The following is a 24924-nucleotide window of genomic DNA, read 5'->3' as shown; positions in this document are numbered from 1 at the left end:
GCTTACCTCACCTTCAGGGTGGCGAGGCCGAGCAGCACCAGCATGAGGGTGATGATCCAGAAGCGCACGATGACGCGCGGCTCCGGCCAGCCCTTCTTCTCATAGTGGTGATGGATGGGCGCCATGCGGAAGATGCGCACGCCGCGCAGCTTGTAGGACCCCACCTGCAGGATCACGGAGACGGTCTCCATCACGAAGACGCCCCCCATGATCACCAGCAGGAACTCCTGGCGCACCAGCACGGCTATGGTGCCGAGCGCCCCGCCCAATGCCAATGATCCTACATCCCCCATAAAGACCTGGGCCGGATAGGTGTTGAACCAGAGGAAGCCCAGACCCGCGCCCACGATGGCGGTACAGACGATCACCAGCTCGGAGGTATAGGGCACGTAGGGAATGTGCAGGTAGTTCGCGAAGTTCACGTTGCCGGTGGCCCAGGCGACAAAGGCGAAGCCCCCCGCCACCATCACGGTCGGCATGATGGCCAGACCATCCAGGCCGTCGGTCAGGTTGACCGCATTGGAGGTACCGACGATGACGAAGTAGGTCAGCACGATGAACATCAGACCGAGCTGCGGCATCACATCCTTGAGGAAGGGCACCACCAGCTGGGTCTGGCCGTCATGGGTCGCGGTGGCATAGAGGAACACAGCCACGGCCAGGGCGACTGCCGACTGCCAGAAGTACTTCCAGCGGGCGATCAGGCCATCGGTGTTCTTGCGCACCACCTTGAGGTAGTCGTCGGCAAAGCCGATGGCGCCGTAGGCACCGAGCACGAACAGCACCAGCCAGACATAGGGGTTGTCGAGGCGGCTCCAGAGCAGCACAGAGATGAAGATGGCCGCAATGATCATCAGCCCCCCCATGGTCGGGGTGCCCTTCTTGCTGAGGTGTGACTCGGGGCCGTCGTTGCGGATCACCTGGCCGAATTTCAGGATCTGCAGGCGACGGATGAGGCGCGGCCCCATCCAGAGCGCCACCACCAGACCCGTGATGATCGACAGGATGGCGCGGAACGTCAGGTAGGAGAAGACGTTGAAGAAGGTGAAGTGCGGGGTGAGCAGTTCCGCCAGCCAGACTAGCATGTGGCTGACTCCTGACGGTCAACGACCATCTTGACGATATCTTCCATGCGGGAACCGCGGGCACCCTTGACCAGGATCGAGATTTCTTGATGTGTATTTATCATTTGCGCAAGCACTTCAAACAACGACGCCTTGTTATCGAAATGTCGACCCGCCGCGGCATCTGCGGTATGACGACTCTGTTCCCCTACCGTCAGCACGGCGTCGAGGCCCTGCTCGCGGGCGTGGTGTCCGACCCGGGCGTGCTGGGCCGCGGACTCCTCACCCAACTCCTTCATGTCACCGAACACCAGCACCTTGTAGCCGCCCATGGCGGTCAGGGCATCGATGCCCGCCAGCACGGACTCCACGCTGGCGTTGTAGGTGTCATCCACCAGGGTGAGACCACCCCAGCGCTGCACGCAGAAGCGACCCTTGACCGGTGCCATCTGCTCCAGCCCCGCCTTGACGGAGGCGAGCGACGCGCCAAGCGCCAGGGTACCGGCGGCGGCAGCCAGGGCATTGGCCACGTTGTGGCGGCCCGGAATGGCCAGGGTCAGCTTCACCTCCCCCTGGGGAGTCACCATCACGAATTCGGCGCAGCCCTGCCCGTTGAGCGCTATGTCGCGGGCATGGAAGGGCTGGCTCTGATCCTCGAGGGAGAAGGCGCACTGGATGCCCCGCTCCCGCCACTTCGGCCAGAACTCGTTGTCGGCATTGACGATGGCGGTGCCGCCCTCGCTCAGGCCCTCAAAAATCTCGCTCTTGGCGTGGAACACCCCTTCCAGGGAGCCGAAGCCTTCCAGATGGGCGGCCGCCACGTTGTTGATGATGGCGGCATCGGGTCTGGCCAATGAGGTGGTCCAGGCGATCTCCCCCGGGTGGTTGGCACCCAGCTCCATCACCGCAAACCGGTGCTGAGGTTCGAGGCGCAGCAAAGTGAGCGGCACCCCCACTTCGTTGTTGAAGTTGCCGGCGGTGGCCAGCACCTCCCCCTCACAGCGCAGGATGGCGGTCGCCATCTCCTTCACCGTGGTCTTGCCACAGCTGCCGGTGATGGCCAGCACTTTCGGATTGATGCGCTCGCGCACCAGCTTGCCGAGGCGACCCAGTCCCTTGAGGGTATCGGCCACCACCAGTTGCGGTATGGCCAGGGGCAGCTCGCGCTCCACCAGCAGGGCAGAGGCCCCTGCCTGAAGGGCCTGGTCGCAGAAATCGTGGGCGTCGAAACGCTCGCCACGCAGCGCGACGAACAGCGCCCCCTTGCCCAGGGTGCGGGTGTCGGTACTGACCGCCGTGATCTCGTGGTCGCCGCCGATCAGACGGGCATCGAGCACCTGCGCCAGCTCGGCAAGCCTGAGGGTCATCATCTGAATGACTCCATTAATGTGTGCAAGGCGGCCGCGACGGTTTCCCGATCGCTGTAGTGCCGCTTGTCGGTTCCAATGATCTGATAATCCTCGTGGCCCTTACCGGCCACCAGGATGATGTCCTGCTTGCTCGCCTGGCTCAGTGCCAGCTGGATCGCCTTGACCCTGTCGTGCTCGATCTGCACGGCGGCAGGATCGCGAAGGCCCGCCACCATGTCCGCCATGATCTGCTCCGGCGCCTCGGTACGGGGATTGTCGTCGGTCAGGATCACGCAGTCCGCATGTTGCTCCGCCATGGCGGCCATCATGGGCCGCTTGCCGCGATCCCGGTCGCCACCACAGCCCACCAGGCACCAGAGCCGGCCTTCACAGTGCACCCGCAGGGCCTGCAATGCCTTCTCCAGCGCATCCGGGGTGTGGGCATAATCGACCACCGCCAGCGGCGCCTTGCCACCGCCGAAGCACTCCATGCGACCGGTCACGGGTTGCAGTTTCGGGGCGCTGGCCAGCAGTGCATCGAAGTCATAACCCAGTACCAGCATGGCGCCCATGGCGGCCAGCACATTGCTGACGTTGAAGCGGCCGAGCAAGGGGGCGGATAATACACCATTCCCCCAGCTGGAGTTAATGCGCGTGTCAAATCCTTGTTGGTGGAAATGGGGATCCTGCGCCGTCAACTGTCGCCCGGCATGGTTTTCAATCGGGCCATGCACGCCGAAGGCCACCGCGCCGGGGTACGCTGCCAGCCACTGGCGCCCCAGACGGTCGTCGGCATTGATGACGGCGCAGGGCTCGTCCACCAGTTTCAGCAACTCTTCCTTGGCGGCGCCATAGGCCTCCATGGTGCCGTGATAATCCAGATGATCCCGGCTCAGGTTGGTGAACACAGCCGCGGAAAACGGCAGGGCTGCGACGCGGTGCTGCACCAGACCGTGACTGGAGACCTCCATCGCCACCAGGCTCGCCCCTTGCTCCTGCAGGGCGGCCAGATTGGCCTGCACCTGGACGGCGCTGCCGGTGGTGTTTTCCGCTTCAATCAGATTGCCAAACAGGCCATTGCCTATGGTGCCCATCACCCCGGCCTTGCCTCCCAGCAGGGTGCGCCAGTTGGCGACCAGCAGGGCCGTGGTGCTCTTGCCGTTGGTGCCAGTGATGCCCACCAGTTGCAGCTTCTGCGCCGGATGGTCATAGAAATGGCCGGCCAGTTCGGAGAGGCGAGCGGGCAGATCCTTGAGCCCGAAACAGGGGATCGAGGTGGCAGGGGCCACAAATTCCCCATCCTCCTCAAACAGGACGGCGGTCGCTCCCTGAGCCACCGCCTGTTCGATGAAACGCCTGCCATCCATCTGGTGGCCCCGGATTGCCACGAAGAGAGAACCGGGCCCGACTCGCCGGCTGTCGAGCTGGATGTCGGTGAGCGCGAGCGCCGAGGCATGGATGCCAAAATGGCTCATGAGTTGATCAAGTGCGCGGGGCGGCAACATGGGAAGCCTCCGAATGGGCAGGAATGCAGGCGCTCAGGGAGTGCGGCGCCATGGAAAACACCCCGACAGTCGCGGGGTCGACAGAGAGAAACGGATGCCAATCAGGTACGAGGTGCGCCATGGGCGGCCTCCGTACGGGCAAGCTTCGCCGGCACCTCTGGGGGGATGGCGTCGGGACGAATGTTGAAGAGCTGCAGCACGCCCCCCATGGCCTCGGCGAAGGGCGGGGTCGCCACGGCACCGCCGTAATAGGCATCGCCCTTGGGCTCGTTGATCACCACCACCATGACGAAACGGGGGTTGCTGGCCGGTGCGAAACCGGCAAACCAGGCCATGTAATCCTTGCCGTAGCCACCGGCGACGGCGACCTTGGCGGTACCACTCTTGCCGCCGACCCGATAACCCGGGATCTGCGCCTTGGGAATGGCATTGCTGACCACGTACTCCAGCGCCTGCAGCATGGCGGTGGCGTTGTTGTGGTCGATGACCTGTTCACCCTTGGGCGGCTGGGTCACCTTGATGATGGAGAGCGGCACCCGCTTGCCCTTGTTGGCCAGGGTGGCGTAGGCGGAGGCCAGTTGCAGCGGGGTGACCCGCAGGCCATAGCCAAACGAAAGGGTCGCCCGCTCGATGTCGGACCAGCGGCGGCGCTGGGGCAGCATGCCGCTGCTTTCCCCCATCAGGCCGCTGCCGGTATCCATCCCGAAGCCGACCATGCTGAGGGTGTTGATCATCTCCTGGGCCGGCATCCGCAGCGCGATGCGCGACATGCCGATGTTGGAGGAGTAGCGCAGTATGTCGTACAGATTGGTCGCCTTGTGAATGCTCACGTCGCGGATCTGCTTGGCCCCGATGTACAGGGGACCACCGGGTATGGTGTCCTTCCAGCTGGTGACGCCCGCCTGCAGGGCGCTGAGCAGGATCAGCGGCTTGACGGTCGAACCCGGCTCGTAGGTGTCGGTGACCACCCGGTTGCGCACCCGGAAGCTCTGGTACTGGCCCCGGTTGTTCGGGTTGTAGGAAGGGGTGTTGACCATGGCGAGCACTTCGCCTGTCTTGACGTCCAGCATCACCATGGAGCCGGAGGTCGCCTTGTTCTCGTCGGTGGCGCGCTTGAGGGCGCGGTAGGCCAGCGCCTGCACCCGCTGATCGATACTGAGCTGCAGATCGTTGGCGTGCTTGCCCTCCTTGACCAGCCCGAGCCGCTCGATGACCCGGCCCTGCCTGTCCTTGCGCACCCGCATCTCGCCTGGGGTCGCGGTCAGCCATTCGTTGTAGCTGCGCTCTATCCCCTCGATGCCACTGCCGTCTATGTTGGTCACCCCCACCAGGTGGGCGCTGATCTCGCCGGTCGGGTAGAAACGGCGCGCTTCGGGGCGCAGGTAGATGCCCCCCAGCTTCAAACCCTTGATGTACTCCGCCACGGCAGGGGTCACCTGACGCTGCAGATAGACGAAGCGCTTGCTGGGGTTGGAGATGCGGTGCTTGAGGGTGTTGATGTCGAGCTTGAGCACGGCGGAGAGCGCCAGCCAGGCGCGCTCGTTGTGGATGGCGCCGGACTCGTGGACCGTCTTGGGATCGGCCCAGACCGCCTCGACCGGCACCGAGACCGCCAGCTGCTCGCCGTTGCGGTCGGTGATCATGCCGCGCACCGCCTGGGTGGAGGTGGTACGCAGGGAGCGCATGTCCCCCTCCTGGCGCAGCCTGTCCGGATCTATCACCTGGATCCAGGCCAGCCGCAGGATCAGGCCGGCAAACGCAATCCCGATGAAAAACACCAGAGTGCGAAAGCGCCACGGGTAGAGTGACGGAGCTTTCGCCTTGGCTTTGTCCTTTGCCGGAGCCTTGGTGGCGGCCTTGCGTGTCATGGTTGTGTAATTACCTTCTCGGTGGTCACCAGCGGGCGAGCCATCTGCAATTTATCCATGGCCAGACTCGCGATACGGGAGTGTTCGGCCAGGGTACCCTGCTCCAGCAGCAGGTGCCGCCACTCGATGTTGAGCCTGTCCTCTTCCGCCATCAGGTCATTCTGCTTGGCCGTCAGCCCGCGAGTCATGTTGGTCACCAGGATCACCGCAAAGGCGGTGATCAGCACGGCCAGGGTCAGCACGACCTGCAGCTTGTGACGCCAGAGATCACCGATGATCTCCCTGGCCAGATGAATGCGTACCTCGCTCATGACTCAATCCGCCAGACGCTGGGCGACTCGCAGCACCGAGCTGCGGGATCGAGTGTTTTCGGTGACTTCATGTTCGGAAGGTTTGAGCGCCTTGCCGACCGACTTCAACTTGCGGCCACCGGCCAGCTGCGCCTCGGTCAACGGGATGCCATGGGGCACTTCCGGCCCCTTCTCGTGCTTGCGGATGAAGTGCTTGACCAGACGGTCTTCCAGGGAGTGGAAGCTGATGACGGAGAGGCGGCCATCGGTCGCCAGCGCCTGCAGGGCACCGTTCAGCGCGGTTTCGATCTCGTCCAGCTCGCTGTTGATATAGATGCGGATGGCCTGGAAGCTGCGGGTCGCCGCATGCTTGCCCTTCTCCTTGCTCGGGTTGACCCGGGCAATCATCTCCGCCAGCTGGCGGGTGCGCACATAGGGTTCGGTGACGCGGTCATGGACGATGGCGCGGGCAATCTTCTTGGCGAAACGCTCCTCGCCGAAGGTCTTCAGCACCCAGGCGATGTCATCCACGTCGGCGCGAGCCAGCCACTCGGCCGCGCTCTGGCCCGTGGTCGGGTCCATCCTCATGTCGAGGGGACCGTCTTTCATGAAGCTGAAGCCGCGCTCGGCGTCGTCGAGCTGGGGAGAAGAGACGCCCAGATCCAGCAGGAAGCCGTCGACCTTGCCGAGCAAACCGCGATCGCTCAGGTAAGTGGTGATGCCGGAGAAGGGGCCGTGCACTATCTCGAAGCGGGGATCCTGGATCTTGGCCGCCTCGGCTATGGCCTGGGGATCCCGGTCGATGGCGATCAGACGGCCGTTCGGGCCCAGATGCTGGAGAATGAGACGAGAGTGACCACCCCGGCCAAAGGTACCGTCGACGTAGATACCGTCCGGCTTGATGGCCAGCCCTTCGACGGCTTCGTGCAACAGCACTGTGATGTGTTCAGCGGCTTGGGTCATTTATAAAGAAAAATCCTGTAGTCGTGGTGAACTTGCCCAGTCGTCCTCGGGCAGGCCCAGGATGTCGTCATTGATCTGTTGTTGCCAGCGGGCTTCATCCCACAACTCAAACTTGTTGAGCTGGCCCACCAGCATGATCTTCTTGTCCAGCCCGGCGTGGCTACGCAGTGGCTGGCTCAGCAGCAGACGGCCATTGCCGTCCAGTTCGCACTCGGTAGCGTGTCCGAGCAGCATGCGCTGCAGGCGGCGTTCCGCCGGATTGGTACTGGAAAGGGTCTTGAGCTTGCGCTCGATCTCTTCCCATTCACTCAGGGGGTAAAGCAGCAGACAGGGATGGGCTATGTCGATGGTGCAGACCAGCTGGCCGTCGCGCTCGGAGCGCAGCCAATCTCGATATTTGGTCGGAATCGCCAGTCGCCCTTTGCTGTCCAGGCTGATGGCGTGAGCGCCACGCAACAAATTGCAGTCCCCGAAGGTGAGTTATGGAGGCAAATTGCCCAATAAAACCACTTTGATCCACTTTTCTCCACCATGAAGTTTAAGGACGAGCAGGGGGCTTTTCAAGCAAGGATCTCGGGCATGGGGAACATATTGACGCAGCGCGGGGAGGCTACAGATTAAATGAGTTGATTTTCCACAAGTTATTTGTGTTAACGGCCATAGGTTTAATTGCGAACATTTTTAAAATGAACAATGTGAAAGAAGTAACACATGCTGGAGTCTCCCCTCTTTTTACACAGTAATGCATGACAACTGTATGCAAACAAAAAAACAACAAATTGATTTTTAAGATATTTTTATGATTCTGCTCTATGTCGGCCAGCATCTCCATCCGATCTTTTGCTATTTTCTGCCGCTATAAAAAAGAGCCTCGCGATAAATCGCAAGGCTCTTCAGGAATAGGTCGGAGTCGGCCTGTAAGCCGGGTTCTGTACCGGGTTGCCCCGGGTAGCAATCATTCCTCTAGGCCAGCAATCGCTCACTGGCTCAAGCAACCTACCCGCCCCCAACGCGGGCCGCGCCAATAGGGGCCTATTTGGTCTTGCTTCGGGTGGAGTTTACCGTGCCACGAACTGTTGCCAGTCGCGCGGTGCGCTCTTACCGCACCCTTTCACCCTTACCTGATCCCTTGCGGGCCATCGGCGGTTTGCTCTCTGTTGCACTGGTCGTAGGCTCGCGCCTCCCAGGCGTTACCTGGCACCCTGCCCTATGAAGCCCGGACTTTCCTCCCCTCCGCCCGTCTGTCCCGAGGGACACAACGACGAAGCAGCGATTGCCCAGCCGACTCCGAGGCGCGGATTATAGCCTCGTGACACAGTGGGGTAAACCGGCAATTCCCCTTTACGGCAATTAATAGTGCTCGAGGCCGTACTTGTAGAGGGCATTCTTCTTCACGCCGTGGATCTCGGCGGTGAGGGCGGCCGCTTTTTTCAGCGGCAGCTCCGCCACCAGCAGCCCCAAAGTGCGGATCGCCTCGGCGGGCAGCTCTTCATCCACCTTGCTGGCACCGGCGACCACCAGCACGATCTCGCCACGGCAGCGATTATCGTCTTCCCCAAGCCAGGTCAGCATCTCGGAGGCAGGCAGACCGTGGATGGATTCGAAGGTCTTGGTCAGCTCGCGGCACACCACCACCTGGCGTTCACCGAGAATGCGAGCGATGGCCTCCACCGTATCCTGCACCCGCCGCGGCGACTCGTAGAACACCAGGGAGCGGGTATCTTCGATGACGGCCTGCAGCCGATCGTCGCGGCCCTTGGCTTTCGCCGGCAGAAATCCTTCGAAGGAAAAACGATCTGTGGGCAGACCGGCGGCAGAGAGTGCCGTGATGGCGGCACAAGGGCCCGGCAGCGGCACCACCTTGACCCCGGCCTCGCGACAGCGGGTGACCAGGTGATAGCCGGGGTCGCTGATGAGCGGGGTGCCCGCATCCGAGACCAGGGCGACGCTCTTGCCCTCCTTGATCCGGCCGATCAGCACATCCGCCTTCTGCTGTTCGTTGTGATCGTGCAGGGCGAAGGTCGGCACCGAGATCTGGTAGTGGCTGAGCAGGATGCCGGAGTGCCGGGTATCTTCGGCGGCCACCAGATCGACGCTGCGTAAAATGTCCAATGCACGCTGGGTGATATCCGCCAGATTACCGATGGGAGTGGGGACTATATACAGGGTTGGGGTGTCACTCATGGGATCTCCGAGTGTCCCGACAATTGTGTCGCCATATTGGCCCGTTTACACTATGGAGAACTTCAACACTGGTCGGGGAATGAACTTGAACCGGGTTACAAAGCAGCTAAGTGTATCACGACTCTTCGGCATCATACTCGCGGCAGTACTGCTCGCCGCCTGTGCGTCGGAGCCCAACCCATCTTCCGCGGAGCCCGGCATGCCGTCGGCGTTCTCGGATCTGACCAAGAATGCCCAGTGGTATCTGGAGCAGGTGGATCCCGCCAAACCGGCTGAAGCCTTCACCTGGCAGGTGATGGCGGCGCGCAGCTATCTGGCGCTCGGCCAGGCCAAACCGGCCGCCGCCCTGTATCAACAGTTGCAGAAGCAGGCCGGCAACCCGGTGCAGCAGGCACAACTGCAACTGCTGCAGGCGCACCTCCTGCTGGCCCAGGGCAATGCCAATCAGGCCCTGATCCTGCTGGAAGGCAAGCCGGAAGTGGCCCTCGATGCCGATACCCAGAAGGATTGGTACCGCCAGCGGGTGGTGCTGCAACTGGACATCAACAACAAGTTTGGTGCGGCCAAGTCGCTGATCCTGCTGGAGCCTTACCTGGCCAAGAATGAGCTGGCCACCAACCACCAGCAGATCTGGTCCCTGCTCAAAAGCATGACCCCCTCCACCCTGCAGGCGCTGGAAGAGGCACCGGCCCCCGACGTGACCACCGGCTGGCTGCGACTGGCGGCACTGGTGAACGAGTTCGGCGCCCAGCCGAGTCAACTCGCCCGCCAGCTGGCTGGCTGGAAGCAGAGCTTCCCGAACCATCCGGCCCAGACTGACATGCCGGCTGGTCTCGGGGATCTCGCCATCACGGACACAGGTGCACTGCAGCAGGTCGCCGTCTTCCTGCCCCTCTCCGGCAACCTGGAGGCGCAAGGCGCCGCCATCCGCAACGGCATGCTGATGTCCTACAAGGAGAATCAGGGGCAATTCACCCTGAACTTCTATGACACTCAGGGCAAGGCGATGGGGGATCTCTACAAGCAGGCGATCCAGGAGGGGGCCAACATGATCATAGGCCCGCTGCTCAAAGACCAGGTCGAGGAGCTGCTCAAGGCCAGCCCGACAGTGCCGGTGCTGGCGCTCAACGAGCTGGACAAGCCGATCATCAACGACAACACCTTCTACTTTTCTCTCTCCGCCGCCGCCGATGCGAGCCAGGCCGCCCAGTACCTCTATGGTCAGGGTTACCGCAAGCCGCTGCTGATCGCGGCGCAAGGCCGGATTGGCTACAGCAGCATCAAGGCGTTCGAGCAGGCCTGGGCCGGCGTCAGCCAGGAGAAGCCCGTGGTCGCCACCTTCGGGGCGCGCAACGAGGTGCAGGGCATGGTCAAGAATGCCTTGAGCGGTCGTTCCACCGCCCGGGCCGGGGAGATAGTGCAGCTCTCTGATGCGGCGCCGCGCAGCATAGATGCCGTCTATGTGGTGGCCAACAGCCTGGAGACCCGGATGATCAAGCCCTATGTGGACATCTCGGTCAATCCCATGGGCAGCTTGCCCATCTACAGCAGCTCGCGAGGCTATGACAGCGGGGCGACCGAGGTGGCTTCCGAACTCAACGGCATGCACATCTCCGACATGCCGCTGCTGCTCGGAGGCTATGAGCAACAACGGGAGCAGATAGCCCTGCTCTGGCCACAGACCCAGGGTGACCTGCTGCGCCTGTTTGCCCTCGGCTACGATGCGGTCAGTCTAGCCGGCAACCTGCCGCAGATGCGCAAGCTCAATGCCATGCAGCAACCGGGCATGAGCGGCCAACTGAGCGTGGATCCCCAGGGCAACATAGTGCGCATGCTGGACTGGGCCACCTACCAGAATGGCAAGCTGGTCAGCGACAGCGCCGTGCCCCAGCTGGAGGAGACCACCCATGAAGAGGCTACTGGCACAACTGCACCAGCAGTGGTTGAACCTGTTGCCGTCGGCAGCGACGAGCAAGGGACAGCACTTTGAGCAAGTAGCGGAACGCTGGTTGCAGGCCCGCGGCCTGCAACCCGTGACCCGCAACTACCGCTGCCGTGGTGGTGAAATAGATCTGATCATGCGCCAGGGGGATACCCTGGTGTTTGTCGAGGTCAGATATCGCGCTCGGGCCAGCCATGGCGGAGCCGCCAGCTCGGTCACCCGGCGCAAGCAGCACAAGATCGTGCTGGCCGCGCGCCACTATTTCAAGCAACATGCCATCAACGAGGCCAGCCAGGCCTGCCGATTCGATGTGATCGCGTTCGAGGGCGACCAGCCAGACTGGATCCAGAACGCATTTTAAGAGGACCCCATGACTGATCCCATCAAAGAGAATTACACCGAAAGCATCCAGACCAAGATAGCCGCCGCCGAGGCGCTGCCGGACGCCATCCACACCGCGGCCCAGATGCTGACCATCTGCCTGCTCAATGGCCACAAGGTCATGGCATGCGGCAATGGCCCCTCCTCGGCCCTGGCACAGCTGTTCATCTCCGAACTGGTCAACTGCTACGAGACGCCACGCCCCTCCCTGCCCGGCCTGGCTCTGACACCCGACATGGCCACCATCAGCGCCATCGCCACCGATCACGGCTTCGAAGAGGTCTATGCCAAGCAGATCAGGGCTCTGGGCCAGCCCGGCGACATCCTGGTGGTGCTCACCACCACGGGCAACAGCCGCAGCCTGATCAAGGCTGCCGAGGCGGCGCTCTCCCGCGACATGACCATCATAGTGCTCGGGGGGGGCGACGGTGGCGAGATAGCCGGCCTGCTCGGGCCCAACGATGTGGAGATCCGCGTGCCATCCGCCCGCCGTCCTCGCATTCTGGAAGTGAATCTGTTGACCCTGCACTGCCTCTGTGATCTCATCGACCAGACACTTTTCCCGCAACAGGAAGATTGAAACCATGAAGAAGCCTATTCTCGCACTCGCCCTGCTGACCGGCGCCCTGCTGCTGCAGGGCTGTGCCGCCGTGGTTGTCGGTGGCGCAGCCGGTACCGCCAAGGCGACCGGGGATCGTCGCACCCTGGGCGCCCAGTGGGACGATCAGACCATAGAGCTGAAAGCGGCCAATCTGCTGGCCGACAACAAGTCGCTGAGCGCTTCCAGCAAGATCAGCGTCTACAGCAACAACGGCCGCGTCTTGCTGGTCGGTCAGACACCGTCTGACGCCTACAAGCAGGAAGCGGGCAAGATTGTGGGCCGGATCGAAGGGGTTCGTCATGTCTACAATGAGCTGCGTCTCGGCAAGCCGGTGAGCATTGGGGTACGCAGCAACGATACCTGGATCACCTCCAAGGTACGGGCCGACATGCTGGGCACCAAAAACTTCGACAGCACCAAGGTCAAGGTGGTCACCGAGAACAGCGAGGTGTTTCTCATCGGCCTGGTGACCCGTCAGGAAGGGGATCAGGCAGTGGAGATCGCCCGCCACGTCAGCGGGGTCAAGCAGGTGATCAAGGCCTTTGAATTTGCCCAGAACTAAGCGGGTGATAATGAGATAAAAAAACGCAGCCAGTCGGCTGCGTTTTTTATTTGATGACTTTCAGGGTCGGACGACCCGTCGGGCGCGGTGGCTCCGGCTCGGGTTCTACCGGCGCCTCGGTCTGCTCCAGCCAGAGATCGTAGCCCGGCTCAGGCGGGAACAGGGTTCCCACACCGTTTTCCCTGGCATGAATGGCCAATATGGCCGCCATGGGAATATAGACCTGCTGTGACACGCCGCCGAAGCGGGCGCTGAAGCTGACGGCATCATTATCCATGTGGAACTGGCCCACGGCCCGAGGCGCTATGTTCAGGACAATCTGCCCATCCTGCACAAACTGCATCGGCACCATCACATGGGGGATATTGGCATTGACCACCAGATGCGGGGTCAAGTCGTTATCCAGCAACCAGTCAAAAAACGCCCGCAACAGATAGGGGCGACTGGGTGTCATGGTCGGTTCCATACTACTCATACGCTGGCACGGATCTCGCGTTCAGCCTCGGTCAGGGAGGCCTGGAAGGATTCACGTTCGAACAGGCGGACCATGTAAGCCTTCAGCTCTTTGGCACCACGACCGGTGAAGTCGATGCCCAGGCTCGGCAGACGCCACAGCAGCGGAGCCATGTAGCAGTCAACCAGACCGAACTCTTCGCTCATGAAGTAAGGCATCTCGCCAAAGATAGGGGCGATGGCCAGCAGGTTGTCACGCAGCTCGGCACGGGCGGCTTCGGTATCGGTGCCCGCCATGATCTTGTCGGCCAGGGAGTACCAGTCCAGCTCGATGCGATGCATCATCAGACGGCTGTTGCCGCGAGCCACCGGATAGACAGGCATCAGGGGCGGGTGCGGGAAGCGCTCGTCCAGATACTCCATGATGATGCGCGAGGTGTACAATGCCAGCTCGCGATCCACCAGAGTCGGCACAGTGTTGTACGGGTTCAGCTCGGCCAGCTCGTCCGGCAGGTTGCTCGGGTCAACCTGGCAGATATCCACGCTAACACCCTTCTCCGCCAGGACAATGCGCACCTGATGGCTGAACATATCGTTGGCACCGGAAAACAGCGTCATTACCGAACGCTTATTGGCAGCTACAGCCATTGAACCCTCCCGTCATTAAAAAGCAGAAACGGCAATGAAGCATCTTGATCTTCATTGCCGTGCGTCATGTTACTCCGATCTGGTCGCTTAGTGAACGTCGCGCCAGAATTCCTTCTTCAACAGCACAGTGAAGATGAAGAAGATTGCGATGAAACCGAGCACCCAGAAGCCCATGCGTTCGCGCTCCTGCTGCACCGGCTCAGCCGAGTAGACCAAGAAGTTTACCAGATCCAGTACCGTCTGATCATATTCTTCGTTGTTCATTTCACCATTGCCGTCGGATTTGATGCTGACGACTTGCTGCACCGGCTGTCCATCGACCTCGTGAGTTCCGAATTCGGCACGGGGTGTCCCCTGCAGCGGTTCCAGCACATGGGGCATGCCCACGGACGGGAAGACCGCATTGTTCACCCCGAACGGACGGGTTTCGTCCACATAGAAGGCACGCAGATAGGTGTAAATCCAGTCGGCGCCCCGCACCCTGGCCACCAGGGTCAGGTCCGGTGGCGGTGCCCCGAACCAGCGCGCCGCATCCTTCTCGGACATGGCGCTCTTCATCAGATCGCCAATCTTGGCACCGGTGAAGACCAGGTTCTCCCTCATCAGCTCTTCCGGAATGCCGATGTCGGCGGCCACCCGGTTATAACGCTGGTATTGGGTGGAGTGACAGCCGGCACAGTAGTTCATGAAGGTCGCAGCCCCCCGTTGCAGGGATGCCTTGTCACTCAGGTCGTACTCTGCCTTGTCGAGGGGGAAACCACTGCCAGCCGCCAGTACAAGGCTGGGCAGCAGGGTCAGCACTGCAAAAATTATTCTTTTCATTTGAATGTCACCCTCTCCGGCAGCGGCTTGGTGCTCTCATTCTTGCTGTAGAAGAACAACAGGACGAAGAACCCGAAATACCCCAGTGAACAGATCTGTGCGAGCAGGGTCAGCGTCGGCGTCGATGGCAGTACGCCCAGCACACCCAGGATGACGAAGCAGACCACAAACTGGGCGATATTCAGCTTGTGCAGGGTGCTGCGGTAGCGCACCGAACGCACCTTGCAACGATCCAGCCAGGGCAGCAGGAAGAGCACGACTATGGAGAGCCCCATCATGATGACCCCCAGCAGCTTGTCCGGCACAGCGCGCAAGATGGCGTAGAAGGGAGTGAAGTACCAGACCGGGGCTATGTGCTCCGGGGTCTTCAGACCGTTCGCCACCTCGAAGTTCGGCTTCTCGAGGAAGTAGCCCCACATATCCGGCTTGAAGAAGATGATGGCGCAGAACAGGAACAGGAAGCCCGCCACACCTATCATGTCCTTGACAGTGAAGTAAGGGTGGAACGCCACCGCATCCAGCGGCCAGCCTTTCTCATCCTTGTGCTTCTTGATGTCGATCCCATCCGGGTTGTTGGAGCCGACTTCGTGCAGCGCCAGGATGTGCATGGCCACCAGCATCACCAGCACCAGCGGCAGCGCGATGACGTGCAGCGCGAAGAAGCGGTTCAGGGTAGCCCCAGAGATGACATAGTCACCCCGGATCCACAGGGTCAGATCGTCGCCTATGACCGGAATGGCGCCAAACAGCGAGATGATGACCTGGGCCCCCCAGAACGACATCTGTCCCCAGGGTAGCAGGTAACCCATGAAGGCTTCGGCCATCAACACCAGGAAGATCAGCATGCCGAAGATCCACAGCAGCTCGCGCGGCTTCTGATAGGAGCCGTAGATCATGCCGCGAAACATGTGCAGATAGACCACAACGAAGAAGGCGGAGGCGCCGGTGGAGTGCATGTAGCGCAACAGCCAGCCGTAGTCCACGTCCCGCATTATGTATTCCACGGAGGCAAAAGCTCCCTCCGCCGAGGGGTTGTAGTTCATGGTGAGCCAGATGCCGGTGATGATCTGGTTGACCAGCACCAACATGGCAAGGGAACCGAAGAAGTACCAGAAGTTCAGGTTCTTGGGAGCCGGATACTTGGCCATGTGGTCGTTGTACATGGCCGTGAGCGGGAAACGATCGTCAATCCAGCCCATGAGTTTGGCAAACATGGTCAGGCCTCCTTGCCATCGGCACCGACCAGAATGGTGGTGTCGCTAAGAAATTGGTATGGCGGAATGACCAGGTTCAGCGGTGCGGGCACGCCCTGGAACACTCGACCGGCCATGTCGAACTTGGAACCATGGCATGGGCAGAAGAAGCCGGAGGTCACCCCTTGCACCTGCTCGCCGAAGCTGTCCGGCAGGTAGGAGGGGGAGCAACCCAGATGGGTACAGATACCGACCGCCACGAAGATCTCCGGCTTGATGGATCTGTAGCCGTTGTGGGCATAGTCCGGCTGCTGTGGCTCATCGGAGGCGGGATCGCGCAGTTTGTCATCGTGCGTGGCCAGGGCATCCAGGGTCTGCTTGGTGCGCTTCACCACCCAGACCGGCTTGCCGCGCCACTCGACGCGGATCAGCTGACCCGGCTCCAACTTGCTGATATCCACCTCTACCGGTGCCCCGGCCGCTTTGGCTTTGGCACTCGGATTCCATGACTTTATAAACGGCACTGCGGTAAAAGCAGCTCCTACTCCGCCAACGGCAACCGTTGACCAGGTAAGAAATCTGCGGCGACCGGTATCAACTGGCGCATTGCTCATCCAAAAACTCTCCCATGTGGACTCCGCTCATTCTTATAGTGTCCCCGTTTCCTATCTCCTCTCCCTCTGACAACTGCGGCGGAAGCGGAGTGGCAATTGACACAGAAAGACCATGGAAATTTTAAAGAAAAGATAACAATTTGACAAGAAAGAGAAGCGATGGGCAAAAACAATAAATACACAAATTTTTGTCTTTTGTGACGTATGGTTAGCATTGGCGCAGGTAATATTACCAATAAAAAAAGCCTGGCACATGGCCAGGCTTTTTTGACACTCGTGAGAGTGCGTACCAAAAGCGAATTAACGCTTGGAGTACTGCGGACGCTTACGCGCTTTGTGCAGACCGACTTTCTTACGCTCAACCTTACGGGCATCGCGAGTAACAAAGCCTGCTTTACGCAGTTCGGAACGCAGGGTCTCGTCGTACTGCATCAGAGCACGAGTGATACCGTGGCGGATCGCACCAGCTTGACCGGAGATGCCACCACCGTTAACGGTGATGTACAGATCCAGTTTCTCGGTCATCTCAACCAGTTCCAGCGGCTGACGAACTACCATGCGGGCAGTCGGACGGCCGAAGTATTGCTCCAGGGAGCGCTGGTTGATTACGATTTTACCGCTACCCGCTTTGATAAAGACGCGAGCAGTGGAGCTTTTGCGACGGCCGGTACCGTAGTATTGATTTTCTGCCATGTTGCCAGTTCCCGTTAGATATCCAGTACTTGAGGTTGCTGAGCAGCATGAGCGTGCTCTGCGCCTGCGTAAACTTTCAGCTTACGGAACATGGCACGGCCCAGCGGACCCTTCGGCAGCATGCCCTTGACGGCAGCTTCGATTACCATTTCCGGCTTGCGCTGAATCAGCTTGTCAAAGCTGATGGACTTGATACCACCCGGGAAACCGGAGTGAGCGTGGTACATTTTGTCGGTAAATTTCTTACCGGTTACGTGTACCTTCTCAGCGTTTACAACGATGATGTAATCACCGGTGTCAACGTGCGGAGTGTATTCAGCTTTGTGCTTACCACGCAGACGAGCAGCGATCTCGGTTGCGATACGACCCAGAGTTTTACCTTCTGCGTCCACAATGTACCAGTCACGTTTTACGGTTTCTGGCTTGGCAACGAAAGTTTTCATTAAGTTAAACCCAATTACCTGTTACAGACCCAATTGCTTATGGGGGCTCTCCCACAAACAACAAACGATGGCCTACCTGTACCCCTTCGAATACAAGTAAAGCTTAAAGTGTTGCTGTCTTATCGACAGCTGTAACGTGGGCCGGGCGATTATAAGTGAAGTTGCCTTAAATATCACCTGCTAATTTCACTGCCATGAAGCTAGCAAATGTCGCCCGGCCCTACCTGCCGCAGATGCCCATCCGACTGGCAGGCGCGGTATTGTGACTAAGGAAGGTGCACTCTGGCAAGGTATTCGTGCGATTGCATTTCCTGGAGCCGTGAAAGACAGCGCTTGAATTCGAAATTCAGCAGACCATCGCCGTAGAGCGCGGTCATGGGCACCGCCGCCGACAGAATGAGTTTGACGTGCCGCTCATAGAACTCGTCCACCATGGCGATGAAACGGCGGGCCGCATCGTCCGTGCCTGTGCCCATGGGCTGCACATTGGCCAGCAGCACTGTGTGAAACTCCCGGGCCAGCTCTATGTAGTCCCCCTGGGATCGCGGGGTGCAGCAGAGCTGCTCGAACTCCATATAAAGTACCCCTTCCCCCACGCCCAGCGCGCTCAGCTGGCGATGGTTGATCTCCAGGGTCGTGGCCGTGATCTGCTCCAGCCCGGTCAGTTGCCCGAAATAGCGGTCCAGGTTGGATTTTGCCTGCTGATCCAGCGGGAAGTGATAGATTTCCGCCTGCTCCAGGGTACGCAGCCGGTAATCGACGCCACCATCCACATTGAGCACCTCGCAGTGGCGCTCGATCAATTCGATGGCCGGCAGGAAGCGGGCTCGCTGCAGCCCATTGCGATAGAGATCCCTGGGTGGGATGTTGGAAGTGGCCACCAGCACCACCCCATGACCGAACAGCTCCTGGAACAATGTACCCAGCAGCATGGCATCCGTGATGTCGGAGACGAAAAACTCGTCAAAGCAGATGATGTCTGTCTCGCTGGCGAGCTTGCTGGCGATCAGCTTGAGCGGATCGGCCTGACCGGTCAGCCCCTTGAGTTCATCGTGCACCCGATGCATGAAGCGGTGGAAGTGGACGCGCAGTTTGCGCTCCCCCGGCAGGCTGTCGAAAAAAGTATCCATCAGCCAGGTCTTGCCTCTGCCCACTCCGCCCCACATATAGAGACCCAGGATGGGCTCGCGGGTTTTCGGCTTTTGCAGCCAGCCCAGCAGGCCACGGGATCTGGTCGGAGTCGGGCTGGCGCACAAATCCTGATAGAGTCGCTCCAGGCGGGTCACGGCCATCGCCTGGGCCGGGTCGGCCAAAAAGCCGGGACGCTGCAAATCCTGCTGGTATTTTTGCTGCGGGGTCATCCTGTAAACCGCCTCCAAGTCCCTGAATGAGGGACAAAATGGTATCACGCTCTCGGGGTGCACGGTATAGTGCCAACGAGGCATCGCGGTCAATCCGGCCGCCTCAAACTCATCGATTTAGCTGTAACAAGGAGCTTCTATGACTCTGTTAAACGGGATCCTGCTGGCGGTAGCCGCCCTGATCATCGGCGTGTTGATCGGCCGTTTCACTGTCCGCAGCCGGGATGCCGGGCGCCTGGAACAGGAGCTGAAAAAGGCTCACAAGGAGCTGGAAAGCTACCAGGGCCAGATCACCACCCACTTCGCCGACAGCGCCGCCCTGATGGAGCAGTTGGCCGATCAATACCAGACCCTCTATCGCCACATGGCCGAGCAGAGCAAGTTCCTCGCCAAGGCGCAGGAGCCCTTGTTCCGCGAACCTCAGGTGGAAGAAGCAAACGCTGACTCCGCCAACGAGGAGCCGGGTCAGCCGCCCCGTGACTACGCCGGTGCGTCCGGCCTGCTCAAGCAGCCCGGTTAGCCTCTGGTGGAACTAATTACGCCTTATCGTGGTCAGACCTTGACGATTGCACTGCAACTTTTTCTGGGAGCTGTTTCTCATATGCGTAAATCTCTTTCTGTATTCAGTGTGTTAGCCCTCAGTGTCGGTATCGCCCTGTCCGCAGCACCGGCACAAGCCGCCCTGCCCCTGATGGGCAACAACAGCCAGGAGATGCCGAGCCTGGCCCCCGTGCTCGAGCAGGTGACCCCTGCCGTGGTCAATATCTCCGTCTCTGGCAAGAAGATCACCCGCCAGCGCCTGCCGGAACAATTCCGCTTCTTCTTCGGCCCCAACATGCCCGATGAGCAGGTGAGCGAGCAGCCCTTCCAGGCACTCGGTTCCGGCGTCATCATCGATGCCAAGAAGGGCTACGTGATCACCAACGCCCACGTGGTCCACGAGGCGGACGAGATCAAGGTCAACCTGAAAGACGGTCGCGAATACGCGGCCAAGAAGATAGGTGAAGACAAGCAGTCCGACATCGCCCTGCTGCAAATCAAGGCGGAGGACCTGGTGCAGATCAAGTTCGCCGACTCGGACGAGCTGCGGGTCGGTGACTATGCCCTGGCCATCGGCAACCCCTTCGGCCTGGGTCAGACCGTCACCTCGGGTATCGTCAGCGCCCTGGGTCGCAGCGGCCTCAACATCGAGAACCTGGAGAACTTCATCCAGACCGATGCGGCCATCAACTCGGGCAACTCGGGTGGTGCCCTGCTCAACCTGCGTGGGGAGCTGATCGGCATCAACACCGCCATCCTGGGCCCGAACGGCGGCAACATCGGCATCGGCTTCGCCATTCCCTCCAACATGGTGCGCGACCTGTCCGAGCAGATCGTGAAATACGGTGAAGTGCGCCGTGGCCAGTTGGGGATCACCGGCACAGAGCTGACCACGGATATCGCCAAGTCCTTCGGCTACAACAAGAAGGATGGTGCCTTCGTCAACCAGGTCATGCCTGACTCCGCCGCCGCCAAGGCGGGCATCAAGGCCGGTGACATCATCATCAGCATAGATGGCAAGCCCATCCGCTCGTTCGGTGAACTGCGCGCCAAGATCGCCACCATGGGCGCCGACAAGCAGGTTGCACTCGGCCTCATCCGTGATGGCAAGGAGCAGACCGTCAAGGTCACCCTGAAGAAGGCCGATGACAGCGAGATCCTCGCCAGCGCCCTGCACCCGGCACTGGAAGGGGCCAAGCTCAGCACCACCACGGATCCGGTGACCGGCGTGGCTGTGGCCGACATAGATCCGCGCTCCCCTGCCGCCGCCGCCGGTCTGCAGAAGGGCGACATCATCATCGGGGTCAACCGTCTGCGCATCAACTCCATGGATGAGCTGACCAAGGCCTTGAAGAACAAGCCGGAAGTCCTGGCGCTGAACATACAGCGCGGCGACTCCTCGCTCTATTTGGTGATCCGTTAAGTCCCTCACACCCGCGGCAACCGCCGCGGGTGATTTTTATCCACCGATAATGTTATTCTCTGCGCGCAGCATGTACGGACGAGAATGACATGAAAATCCCACCTTTGATCAGTTACTTGGGCAAGTCTGTCGGCTTTGGCCTCACCGTGGCTGCGCTCCTGTTGCTGCTGTTTCCCAGTTTTCGGGGCGGCGCCCCCCTGCCGGGTCTCATCACCAATGCCCGCGAACTGAGTTTCTCCTATGCCGCCCACCGCGCCGGCCCTGCCGTCGTCAACATCTACACCCGCAGTTTCGCCGGCAATCGCGGCGAGAAGGTGGAGCTGAGGCCACAGGGGCTGGGCTCAGGGGTCATCATGAACCAGCGCGGCCATGTACTGACCAACTACCACGTCATCGCCGATGCGGACCAGATCATAGTCGCGCTGCAGGATGGCCGGGTATTCAGCGCCGAGCTGGTCGGCACCGACAAGCTGACCGATCTCGCCGTGCTTTACATAGAGTCGGACAACCTGCCGGTGATCCCGCAGGATCCCGAGCGCCTGCCCGACGTAGGCGACGTGGTCCTCGCCATCGGCAACCCCTACAACGTCGGCCAGACCATCACCCAGGGCATCATCAGTGCCACCGGCCGCATCGGTCTCTCCAGCATGGGGCCGGACAGCAACGGCCGGCAGGACCTGCTGCAGACAGATGCCGCCATCAACGAGGGCAACTCGGGAGGCGCTCTGGTCAATGGCCGTGGCGACCTGGTGGGCATCAACACCGCCGCCTACCACCTCAACGGCAATCAGGAGAGCTACGGCATCAGCTTCGCCATCCCCTACAAGCTCGCCAAGCGGATCATGGACGAGCTGATCGCCAATGGCCGGGTCATTCGCGGCTACCTCGGCATCTCCAGCGTCGAGATCAACCCCATAGTGGCGCGCATGATGAATCTCGGGGATCTGCAGGGTCTGGTGGTAGAGAGCCTGGATCCCGATGGGCCCGCCACCAAGGCCGGCCTCAGGCGCGGGGATGTGCTGCTCAAGATCAACGGCGAGGCCATCAGCGGCGTGCGCCCCGTGATGGACAAGATCGTCGAGAGCCGCCCCGGCACCAAACTGCGCATCTCGGTGATCCGCAATGGCAAGCCCCTTGACGTCGACGTCATCATAGAGGAAGACGTGCGCTACCAGAATCTGCCCACCAGCAGCGCATCACCCGCCAGCTGACGGCAAGGAAGCCAACAAAGGGGCCATCAGGGCCCCTTTTTCGTGCCTCCCCCTCAGCCCCCCCTTCCCTGACGTGAGATGACTCACAGTTTCCACCAGCGCCCGACCGGGCGGCTGTGGGGTGAAACTGTGGTCCCGCTCACACAGCGCCGGGGCTAATCCCTCCTTTTCCGCCTGGCTGCCACAAATTCAGCCTCTTTCGGGGCTTATTGCCCGGGATTTCCATTTCGAATCGGAAAAACAGTGCCTCCTCCCGCCCTCTTCCCCGCCTTAAGGTAATCCCATCCTTTCTGCCAGCCTTGGAGAGCAGACCTTGACTACCGACACTCATGACACCGCCCTGACCCCGAACAGCCCGGCGTTGCTGCGCAAGACAGATCTCACTCTGGCGCGCATCCACAGCCTGCTGGCGGATCAGGGCATCATCCCCAACGAGGTGCAGAAGCAAATGCTCGCCTCCCACGTCAAGGCCATGGTGTGGCGCTCCCACAGCGGTGAAGCCCTGCCCGAGGTCGACCTCGGCCTGTTCGAGGAGATCTCCCCCCTCTCCCTGCGCCTCGCCGAACAGGTGGTCGGCTGGCTGGACAGGCTGGCCTATGAAGAGGCCCACCTCTTGTCCGTCCATTTCGAAGTTGCCAAAGAAAATGAACTCAGCTCAGTCAAAGGAGAAATCTAAATGTCAGCCATCAAACTCGTGATTGGAGATCGTCTCGGCAAGGGTCAGAAGGTGGGAGCAGGGGCCGAAGCCGCCGGCGCCAGCGTGACCGTCATCCCCGGCATGGCCGCCGACATGAAGCTCGGTGATGTGATGAACAAGGAGCAGGCGGATCTCGGCATCTCCTTCTGCGGCAGCGGCGGCGCCGGCGCCATCACCGCCCAGACCAAGTACGGCTACAAGTGTCGCTACGGCATGCGCTCCGTCGAGGAGGGGGTGACCGCCATCAACGAAGGCTGCGTGGTACTGGGCTTCGGCTTCATGGACAAGGAAGAGCTGGGCCAGAAGCTGGTCGAGGCTTTCGCCAAGAAACACGGACGCGCCTGATGAAAGAGGACTTCACCACCCAGGTCATGGTCAACGGCAAGGGGGCGACCCGCCAGCAGGCGTTTGCCGCCGCCCTCGGTCAGGTGCAATCCAGCCTGCTCAAGGACAACCCCAGGGTGATGCTGCGCATCGAGCCACTCGAGGTCAGGGTCATCAAGGCCGAGGAGTCGGTGCGGGTGGAGAAGTTCCTGTTCTTCTTCCTGCCGCGCCAGCGCCGCGAGTTCAGGGTCCAGCTGGAGATCAGGGTCAAGGTCAGCAGCCTGGATGTCGACAAGGTGGATTTCACCAGGGCGTAACCCCACAACCAAAAGGACATGTTGGATGTTTCTAATCATTTTGATGAAGTCACTCATCATCGGCGGCCTGGTGGGCGTCGGCGTGGGAGCCGGTGCGGCGCGGATGTTCCACGCCCCGACCGTACAGGGCATGGGTGCCTTCCGCACCCTGGGTGAGCTCAACTCCTGCGAAGGGGATCCCGCCTCCCACTTCTCGTTCGGTCTTGGCTTCTTCTTCAACGCCTGGGCCTCCACGGTCGCGGCGGGCGCCTTCACCCAGGACGTGGATCACCGCATCATCCCGCACTGGGCCACGGCGGCACTGCTGTTCAAGAACCGGGATCTCGCCACTACCTTGCACGATCCGAAGAAGATGGCCATCGCCGGCGGCATCATAGGTGCCATCGTGGTCGCCTTCCTCAACAGCACGGCGGCGGCCGTGCCCGAGGCCCTGCAGGTCACTGCGGTCAAGGTGCTGGTGCCGGCGGCAAACCTGCTGGTCAACACCGTCATGCCGGTGATCTTCTGGCTGGCCGCCATAGAGGCGGGCAAGAAGTCCGGCTTCTGGGCCACCATCTTCGGCGGTCTGGCGCAGCTCATCATGGGCAACGCCGTCCCCGGCCTGGTGCTTGGCATCCTGATCGGCAAGGGAGTGGAAGAGAGCGGCTGGAACCACGTCACTCGCGTGATGATGAGCGCCATAGTGCTGCTGTTCGTGCTGAGCGGCTTCTTCCGCGGCTTCGACATGAAACTGATTGAGTCCTTCCACCTGGGCATTCCCCTGTGGCTGGAAAACGTCCATCACCTGCTTGGCAGTAAATAAGGGACCACCACATGGATGAGAAACTGAGAAACAACTTCTGGTATGCCGACTGGTCCTTCCCCATCTTCGTCGGCCTGCTGTCGGCCGGGGTCTTTGCCGGGACCCACATGTTCTACCTGTACGGGGTCGGCGCCTTCAACGAGGTGGCCTTCGTCGCCATGCTCAAAGCCGGGATGGACACAGGCGCCTACGGCGCGGTCGCGGCCTTCGGTGCCAGCTTCCTGTTTGCCCGCATCATAGAGGGCTCCCTGGTGGGGATCCTGGATATCGGCGGCGCCATCCAGACCGGCGTCGGCCTGGGGGTGCCCGCCCTGCTGCTGGGTGCCGGCATCGTCTACCCGGTGGAGAACTTCGGCGCCTCCCTGGTCACCGGCATGGCCATAGGGCTGGCCATCGGCTACGTGATCATCCTGGCGCGCAAGTTCACCATCAACCAGAGCAACTCCACCTACGGGGCGGACGTGATGATGGGGGCTGGCAACAGCTCGGGCCGCTTCCTCGGCCCCCTGATCATCCTCTCCGCCATGGGGGCCTCCATCCCCATAGGGCTGGGTTCCCTGGCGGGGGCGCTGCTGTTCTACATCTGGGAGAAGCCCATCACAGGTGGCGCCATCCTGGGTGCCATGCTGCTCGGTACCTTCTTCCCGGTTGCGCTTGCATAACCATCCGCCGCC

28 protein-coding genes and 1 other RNA gene are annotated in these 24924 nt (G+C 61.0%); 12 read left to right on the top strand and 17 right to left on the bottom strand.

The features are described from left to right. Nucleotides 1-2 precede the first annotated feature (2 nt). The 9 genes from mraY to rsmI all read right to left on the bottom strand — a co-directional run bounded on the left by mraY (nt 3) and on the right by rsmI (nt 9223). On the bottom strand, nt 3-1085 hold the full coding sequence (gene mraY / locus AAHB08_RS18555) for a phospho-N-acetylmuramoyl-pentapeptide-transferase (protein ID WP_005332102.1): 1083 nt from the start codon (nt 1083-1085) through the stop codon (nt 3-5). Then, the gene (gene murF, locus AAHB08_RS18550; protein WP_342059731.1) at nt 1079-2434 is read right to left on the bottom strand and encodes a UDP-N-acetylmuramoyl-tripeptide--D-alanyl-D-alanine ligase; all 1356 of its coding nucleotides are present in this window, start codon (nt 2432-2434) and stop codon (nt 1079-1081) included. Before murF ends, mraY begins: the two co-directional genes overlap by 7 nt. Continuing rightward, complete coding sequence (gene murE, locus AAHB08_RS18545; RefSeq protein ID WP_446699546.1) at nt 2431-3918, bottom strand: UDP-N-acetylmuramoyl-L-alanyl-D-glutamate--2,6-diaminopimelate ligase; 1488 nt, start codon at nt 3916-3918, stop codon at nt 2431-2433. The genes murF and murE overlap by 4 nt, the downstream gene beginning before the upstream one ends. A gap of 101 nt (nt 3919-4019) precedes the next feature. After that, the gene (locus AAHB08_RS18540; RefSeq protein ID WP_139438990.1) at nt 4020-5786 is read right to left on the bottom strand and encodes a penicillin-binding transpeptidase domain-containing protein; all 1767 of its coding nucleotides are present in this window, start codon (nt 5784-5786) and stop codon (nt 4020-4022) included. Next, nucleotides 5783-6097, bottom strand: a complete 315-nt coding sequence (gene ftsL, locus AAHB08_RS18535) for a cell division protein FtsL (RefSeq protein WP_342059730.1) — start codon at nt 6095-6097, stop codon at nt 5783-5785. Before ftsL ends, AAHB08_RS18540 begins: the two co-directional genes overlap by 4 nt. A 3-nt stretch (nt 6098-6100) precedes the next feature. Continuing rightward, entirely contained in the window at nt 6101-7039 is a 939-nt protein-coding gene (gene rsmH, locus AAHB08_RS18530; RefSeq protein ID WP_342059729.1) for a 16S rRNA (cytosine(1402)-N(4))-methyltransferase RsmH, read from the bottom strand. Beyond that, the gene (gene mraZ / locus AAHB08_RS18525) at nt 7040-7498 is read right to left on the bottom strand and encodes a division/cell wall cluster transcriptional repressor MraZ (RefSeq protein WP_005332092.1); all 459 of its coding nucleotides are present in this window, start codon (nt 7496-7498) and stop codon (nt 7040-7042) included. Nucleotides 7499-7941: 443 nt separating this feature from the next. Next, an RNA gene (gene rnpB, locus AAHB08_RS18520) (RNase P RNA component class A) lies at nt 7942-8328 on the bottom strand. A 61-nt stretch (nt 8329-8389) separates the two neighbouring features. Further along, nucleotides 8390-9223, bottom strand: a complete 834-nt coding sequence (gene rsmI / locus AAHB08_RS18515) for a 16S rRNA (cytidine(1402)-2'-O)-methyltransferase (RefSeq protein ID WP_139438874.1) — start codon at nt 9221-9223, stop codon at nt 8390-8392. A 199-nt stretch (nt 9224-9422) separates the two neighbouring features. On the opposite strand from rsmI, the gene AAHB08_RS18510 reads away from it, so the two are divergent. The 4 genes from AAHB08_RS18510 to dolP are packed head-to-tail and all read left to right on the top strand — an operon-like array spanning nt 9423 to nt 12709. Then, on the top strand, nt 9423-11213 hold the full coding sequence (locus tag AAHB08_RS18510; RefSeq protein ID WP_342059728.1) for a penicillin-binding protein activator: 1791 nt from the start codon (nt 9423-9425) through the stop codon (nt 11211-11213). Beyond that, a complete protein-coding gene (locus AAHB08_RS18505; protein WP_247625382.1) occupies nt 11131-11526 on the top strand; it encodes a YraN family protein in 396 nt (131 codons plus the stop codon). The genes AAHB08_RS18510 and AAHB08_RS18505 overlap by 83 nt, the downstream gene beginning before the upstream one ends. A gap of 9 nt (nt 11527-11535) precedes the next feature. Beyond that, the gene (locus tag AAHB08_RS18500; protein ID WP_005331389.1) at nt 11536-12126 is read left to right on the top strand and encodes a D-sedoheptulose-7-phosphate isomerase; all 591 of its coding nucleotides are present in this window, start codon (nt 11536-11538) and stop codon (nt 12124-12126) included. A 4-nt stretch (nt 12127-12130) separates the two neighbouring features. Next, on the top strand, nt 12131-12709 hold the full coding sequence (dolP, locus tag AAHB08_RS18495; RefSeq protein WP_106885641.1) for a division/outer membrane stress-associated lipid-binding lipoprotein: 579 nt from the start codon (nt 12131-12133) through the stop codon (nt 12707-12709). 46 nt (nt 12710-12755) lie between these two features. On the opposite strand, the gene AAHB08_RS18490 is transcribed toward dolP, so the two are convergent. From AAHB08_RS18490 to zapE, 8 genes are all read right to left on the bottom strand, one after another. Beyond that, nucleotides 12756-13163 (bottom strand): ClpXP protease specificity-enhancing factor, encoded by a 408-nt coding sequence (locus tag AAHB08_RS18490; protein WP_446699545.1) that lies wholly within the window; start codon nt 13161-13163, stop codon nt 12756-12758. 17 nt (nt 13164-13180) lie between these two features. Then, nucleotides 13181-13810 (bottom strand): stringent starvation protein SspA, encoded by a 630-nt coding sequence (gene sspA, locus AAHB08_RS18485; protein ID WP_025328513.1) that lies wholly within the window; start codon nt 13808-13810, stop codon nt 13181-13183. 87 nt (nt 13811-13897) lie between these two features. Then, nucleotides 13898-14632: a cytochrome c1 gene (locus AAHB08_RS18480; protein ID WP_265436450.1), complete on the bottom strand. Its 735-nt coding sequence runs from the start codon at nt 14630-14632 to the stop codon at nt 13898-13900. Beyond that, nucleotides 14629-15846 carry a cytochrome b gene (locus AAHB08_RS18475; RefSeq protein WP_139438882.1) on the bottom strand — a complete coding sequence of 406 codons (1218 nt, stop codon included), beginning with the start codon at nt 15844-15846 and terminating at the stop codon, nt 14629-14631. Before AAHB08_RS18475 ends, AAHB08_RS18480 begins: the two co-directional genes overlap by 4 nt. A 2-nt stretch (nt 15847-15848) precedes the next feature. Continuing rightward, nucleotides 15849-16439 carry a ubiquinol-cytochrome c reductase iron-sulfur subunit gene (petA, locus tag AAHB08_RS18470; protein WP_025328515.1) on the bottom strand — a complete coding sequence of 197 codons (591 nt, stop codon included), beginning with the start codon at nt 16437-16439 and terminating at the stop codon, nt 15849-15851. A gap of 300 nt (nt 16440-16739) precedes the next feature. After that, nucleotides 16740-17132, bottom strand: coding sequence for a 30S ribosomal protein S9 (gene rpsI, locus AAHB08_RS18465; RefSeq protein ID WP_005336286.1), 393 nt, complete (start codon nt 17130-17132; stop codon nt 16740-16742). A gap of 14 nt (nt 17133-17146) precedes the next feature. Then, the gene (rplM, locus tag AAHB08_RS18460) at nt 17147-17575 is read right to left on the bottom strand and encodes a 50S ribosomal protein L13 (RefSeq protein WP_005336289.1); all 429 of its coding nucleotides are present in this window, start codon (nt 17573-17575) and stop codon (nt 17147-17149) included. Nucleotides 17576-17841: 266 nt separating this feature from the next. Then, nucleotides 17842-18936: a cell division protein ZapE gene (zapE, locus tag AAHB08_RS18455; protein WP_342059726.1), complete on the bottom strand. Its 1095-nt coding sequence runs from the start codon at nt 18934-18936 to the stop codon at nt 17842-17844. Nucleotides 18937-19075: 139 nt separating this feature from the next. Between zapE and AAHB08_RS18450 the strand changes: the two genes are divergently transcribed. From AAHB08_RS18450 to AAHB08_RS18415, 8 genes are all read left to right on the top strand, one after another. Further along, the gene (locus AAHB08_RS18450; protein ID WP_139438885.1) at nt 19076-19456 is read left to right on the top strand and encodes a YhcB family protein; all 381 of its coding nucleotides are present in this window, start codon (nt 19076-19078) and stop codon (nt 19454-19456) included. 81 nt (nt 19457-19537) lie between these two features. After that, complete coding sequence (locus AAHB08_RS18445; protein WP_182787435.1) at nt 19538-20899, top strand: Do family serine endopeptidase; 1362 nt, start codon at nt 19538-19540, stop codon at nt 20897-20899. A gap of 89 nt (nt 20900-20988) precedes the next feature. Next, a complete protein-coding gene (gene degS / locus AAHB08_RS18440; protein WP_139438890.1) occupies nt 20989-22110 on the top strand; it encodes an outer membrane-stress sensor serine endopeptidase DegS in 1122 nt (373 codons plus the stop codon). A 313-nt stretch (nt 22111-22423) separates the two neighbouring features. Further along, a complete protein-coding gene (locus AAHB08_RS18435; protein WP_202047354.1) occupies nt 22424-22786 on the top strand; it encodes a transcriptional regulator in 363 nt (120 codons plus the stop codon). After that, nucleotides 22787-23152 (top strand): SFCGS family glycine-rich protein, encoded by a 366-nt coding sequence (locus AAHB08_RS18430; RefSeq protein ID WP_139438894.1) that lies wholly within the window; start codon nt 22787-22789, stop codon nt 23150-23152. Next, nucleotides 23152-23448 carry a DUF4312 family protein gene (locus tag AAHB08_RS18425; RefSeq protein WP_139438896.1) on the top strand — a complete coding sequence of 99 codons (297 nt, stop codon included), beginning with the start codon at nt 23152-23154 and terminating at the stop codon, nt 23446-23448. Before AAHB08_RS18430 ends, AAHB08_RS18425 begins: the two co-directional genes overlap by 1 nt. Before the next feature lie 25 nt (nt 23449-23473). Further along, the gene (locus AAHB08_RS18420; RefSeq protein ID WP_139438898.1) at nt 23474-24250 is read left to right on the top strand and encodes a DUF4311 domain-containing protein; all 777 of its coding nucleotides are present in this window, start codon (nt 23474-23476) and stop codon (nt 24248-24250) included. A gap of 11 nt (nt 24251-24261) precedes the next feature. Then, nucleotides 24262-24912, top strand: coding sequence for a DUF4310 family protein (locus AAHB08_RS18415; RefSeq protein WP_025328524.1), 651 nt, complete (start codon nt 24262-24264; stop codon nt 24910-24912). Nucleotides 24913-24924 lie beyond the last annotated feature (12 nt).

The sequence above is a fragment of the Aeromonas sp. OTU364 genome (genome assembly GCF_038440395.1).
Lineage (GTDB): Bacteria > Pseudomonadota > Gammaproteobacteria > Enterobacterales > Aeromonadaceae > Aeromonas.
This window is presented reverse-complemented; position numbering and strand designations above follow the sequence as displayed.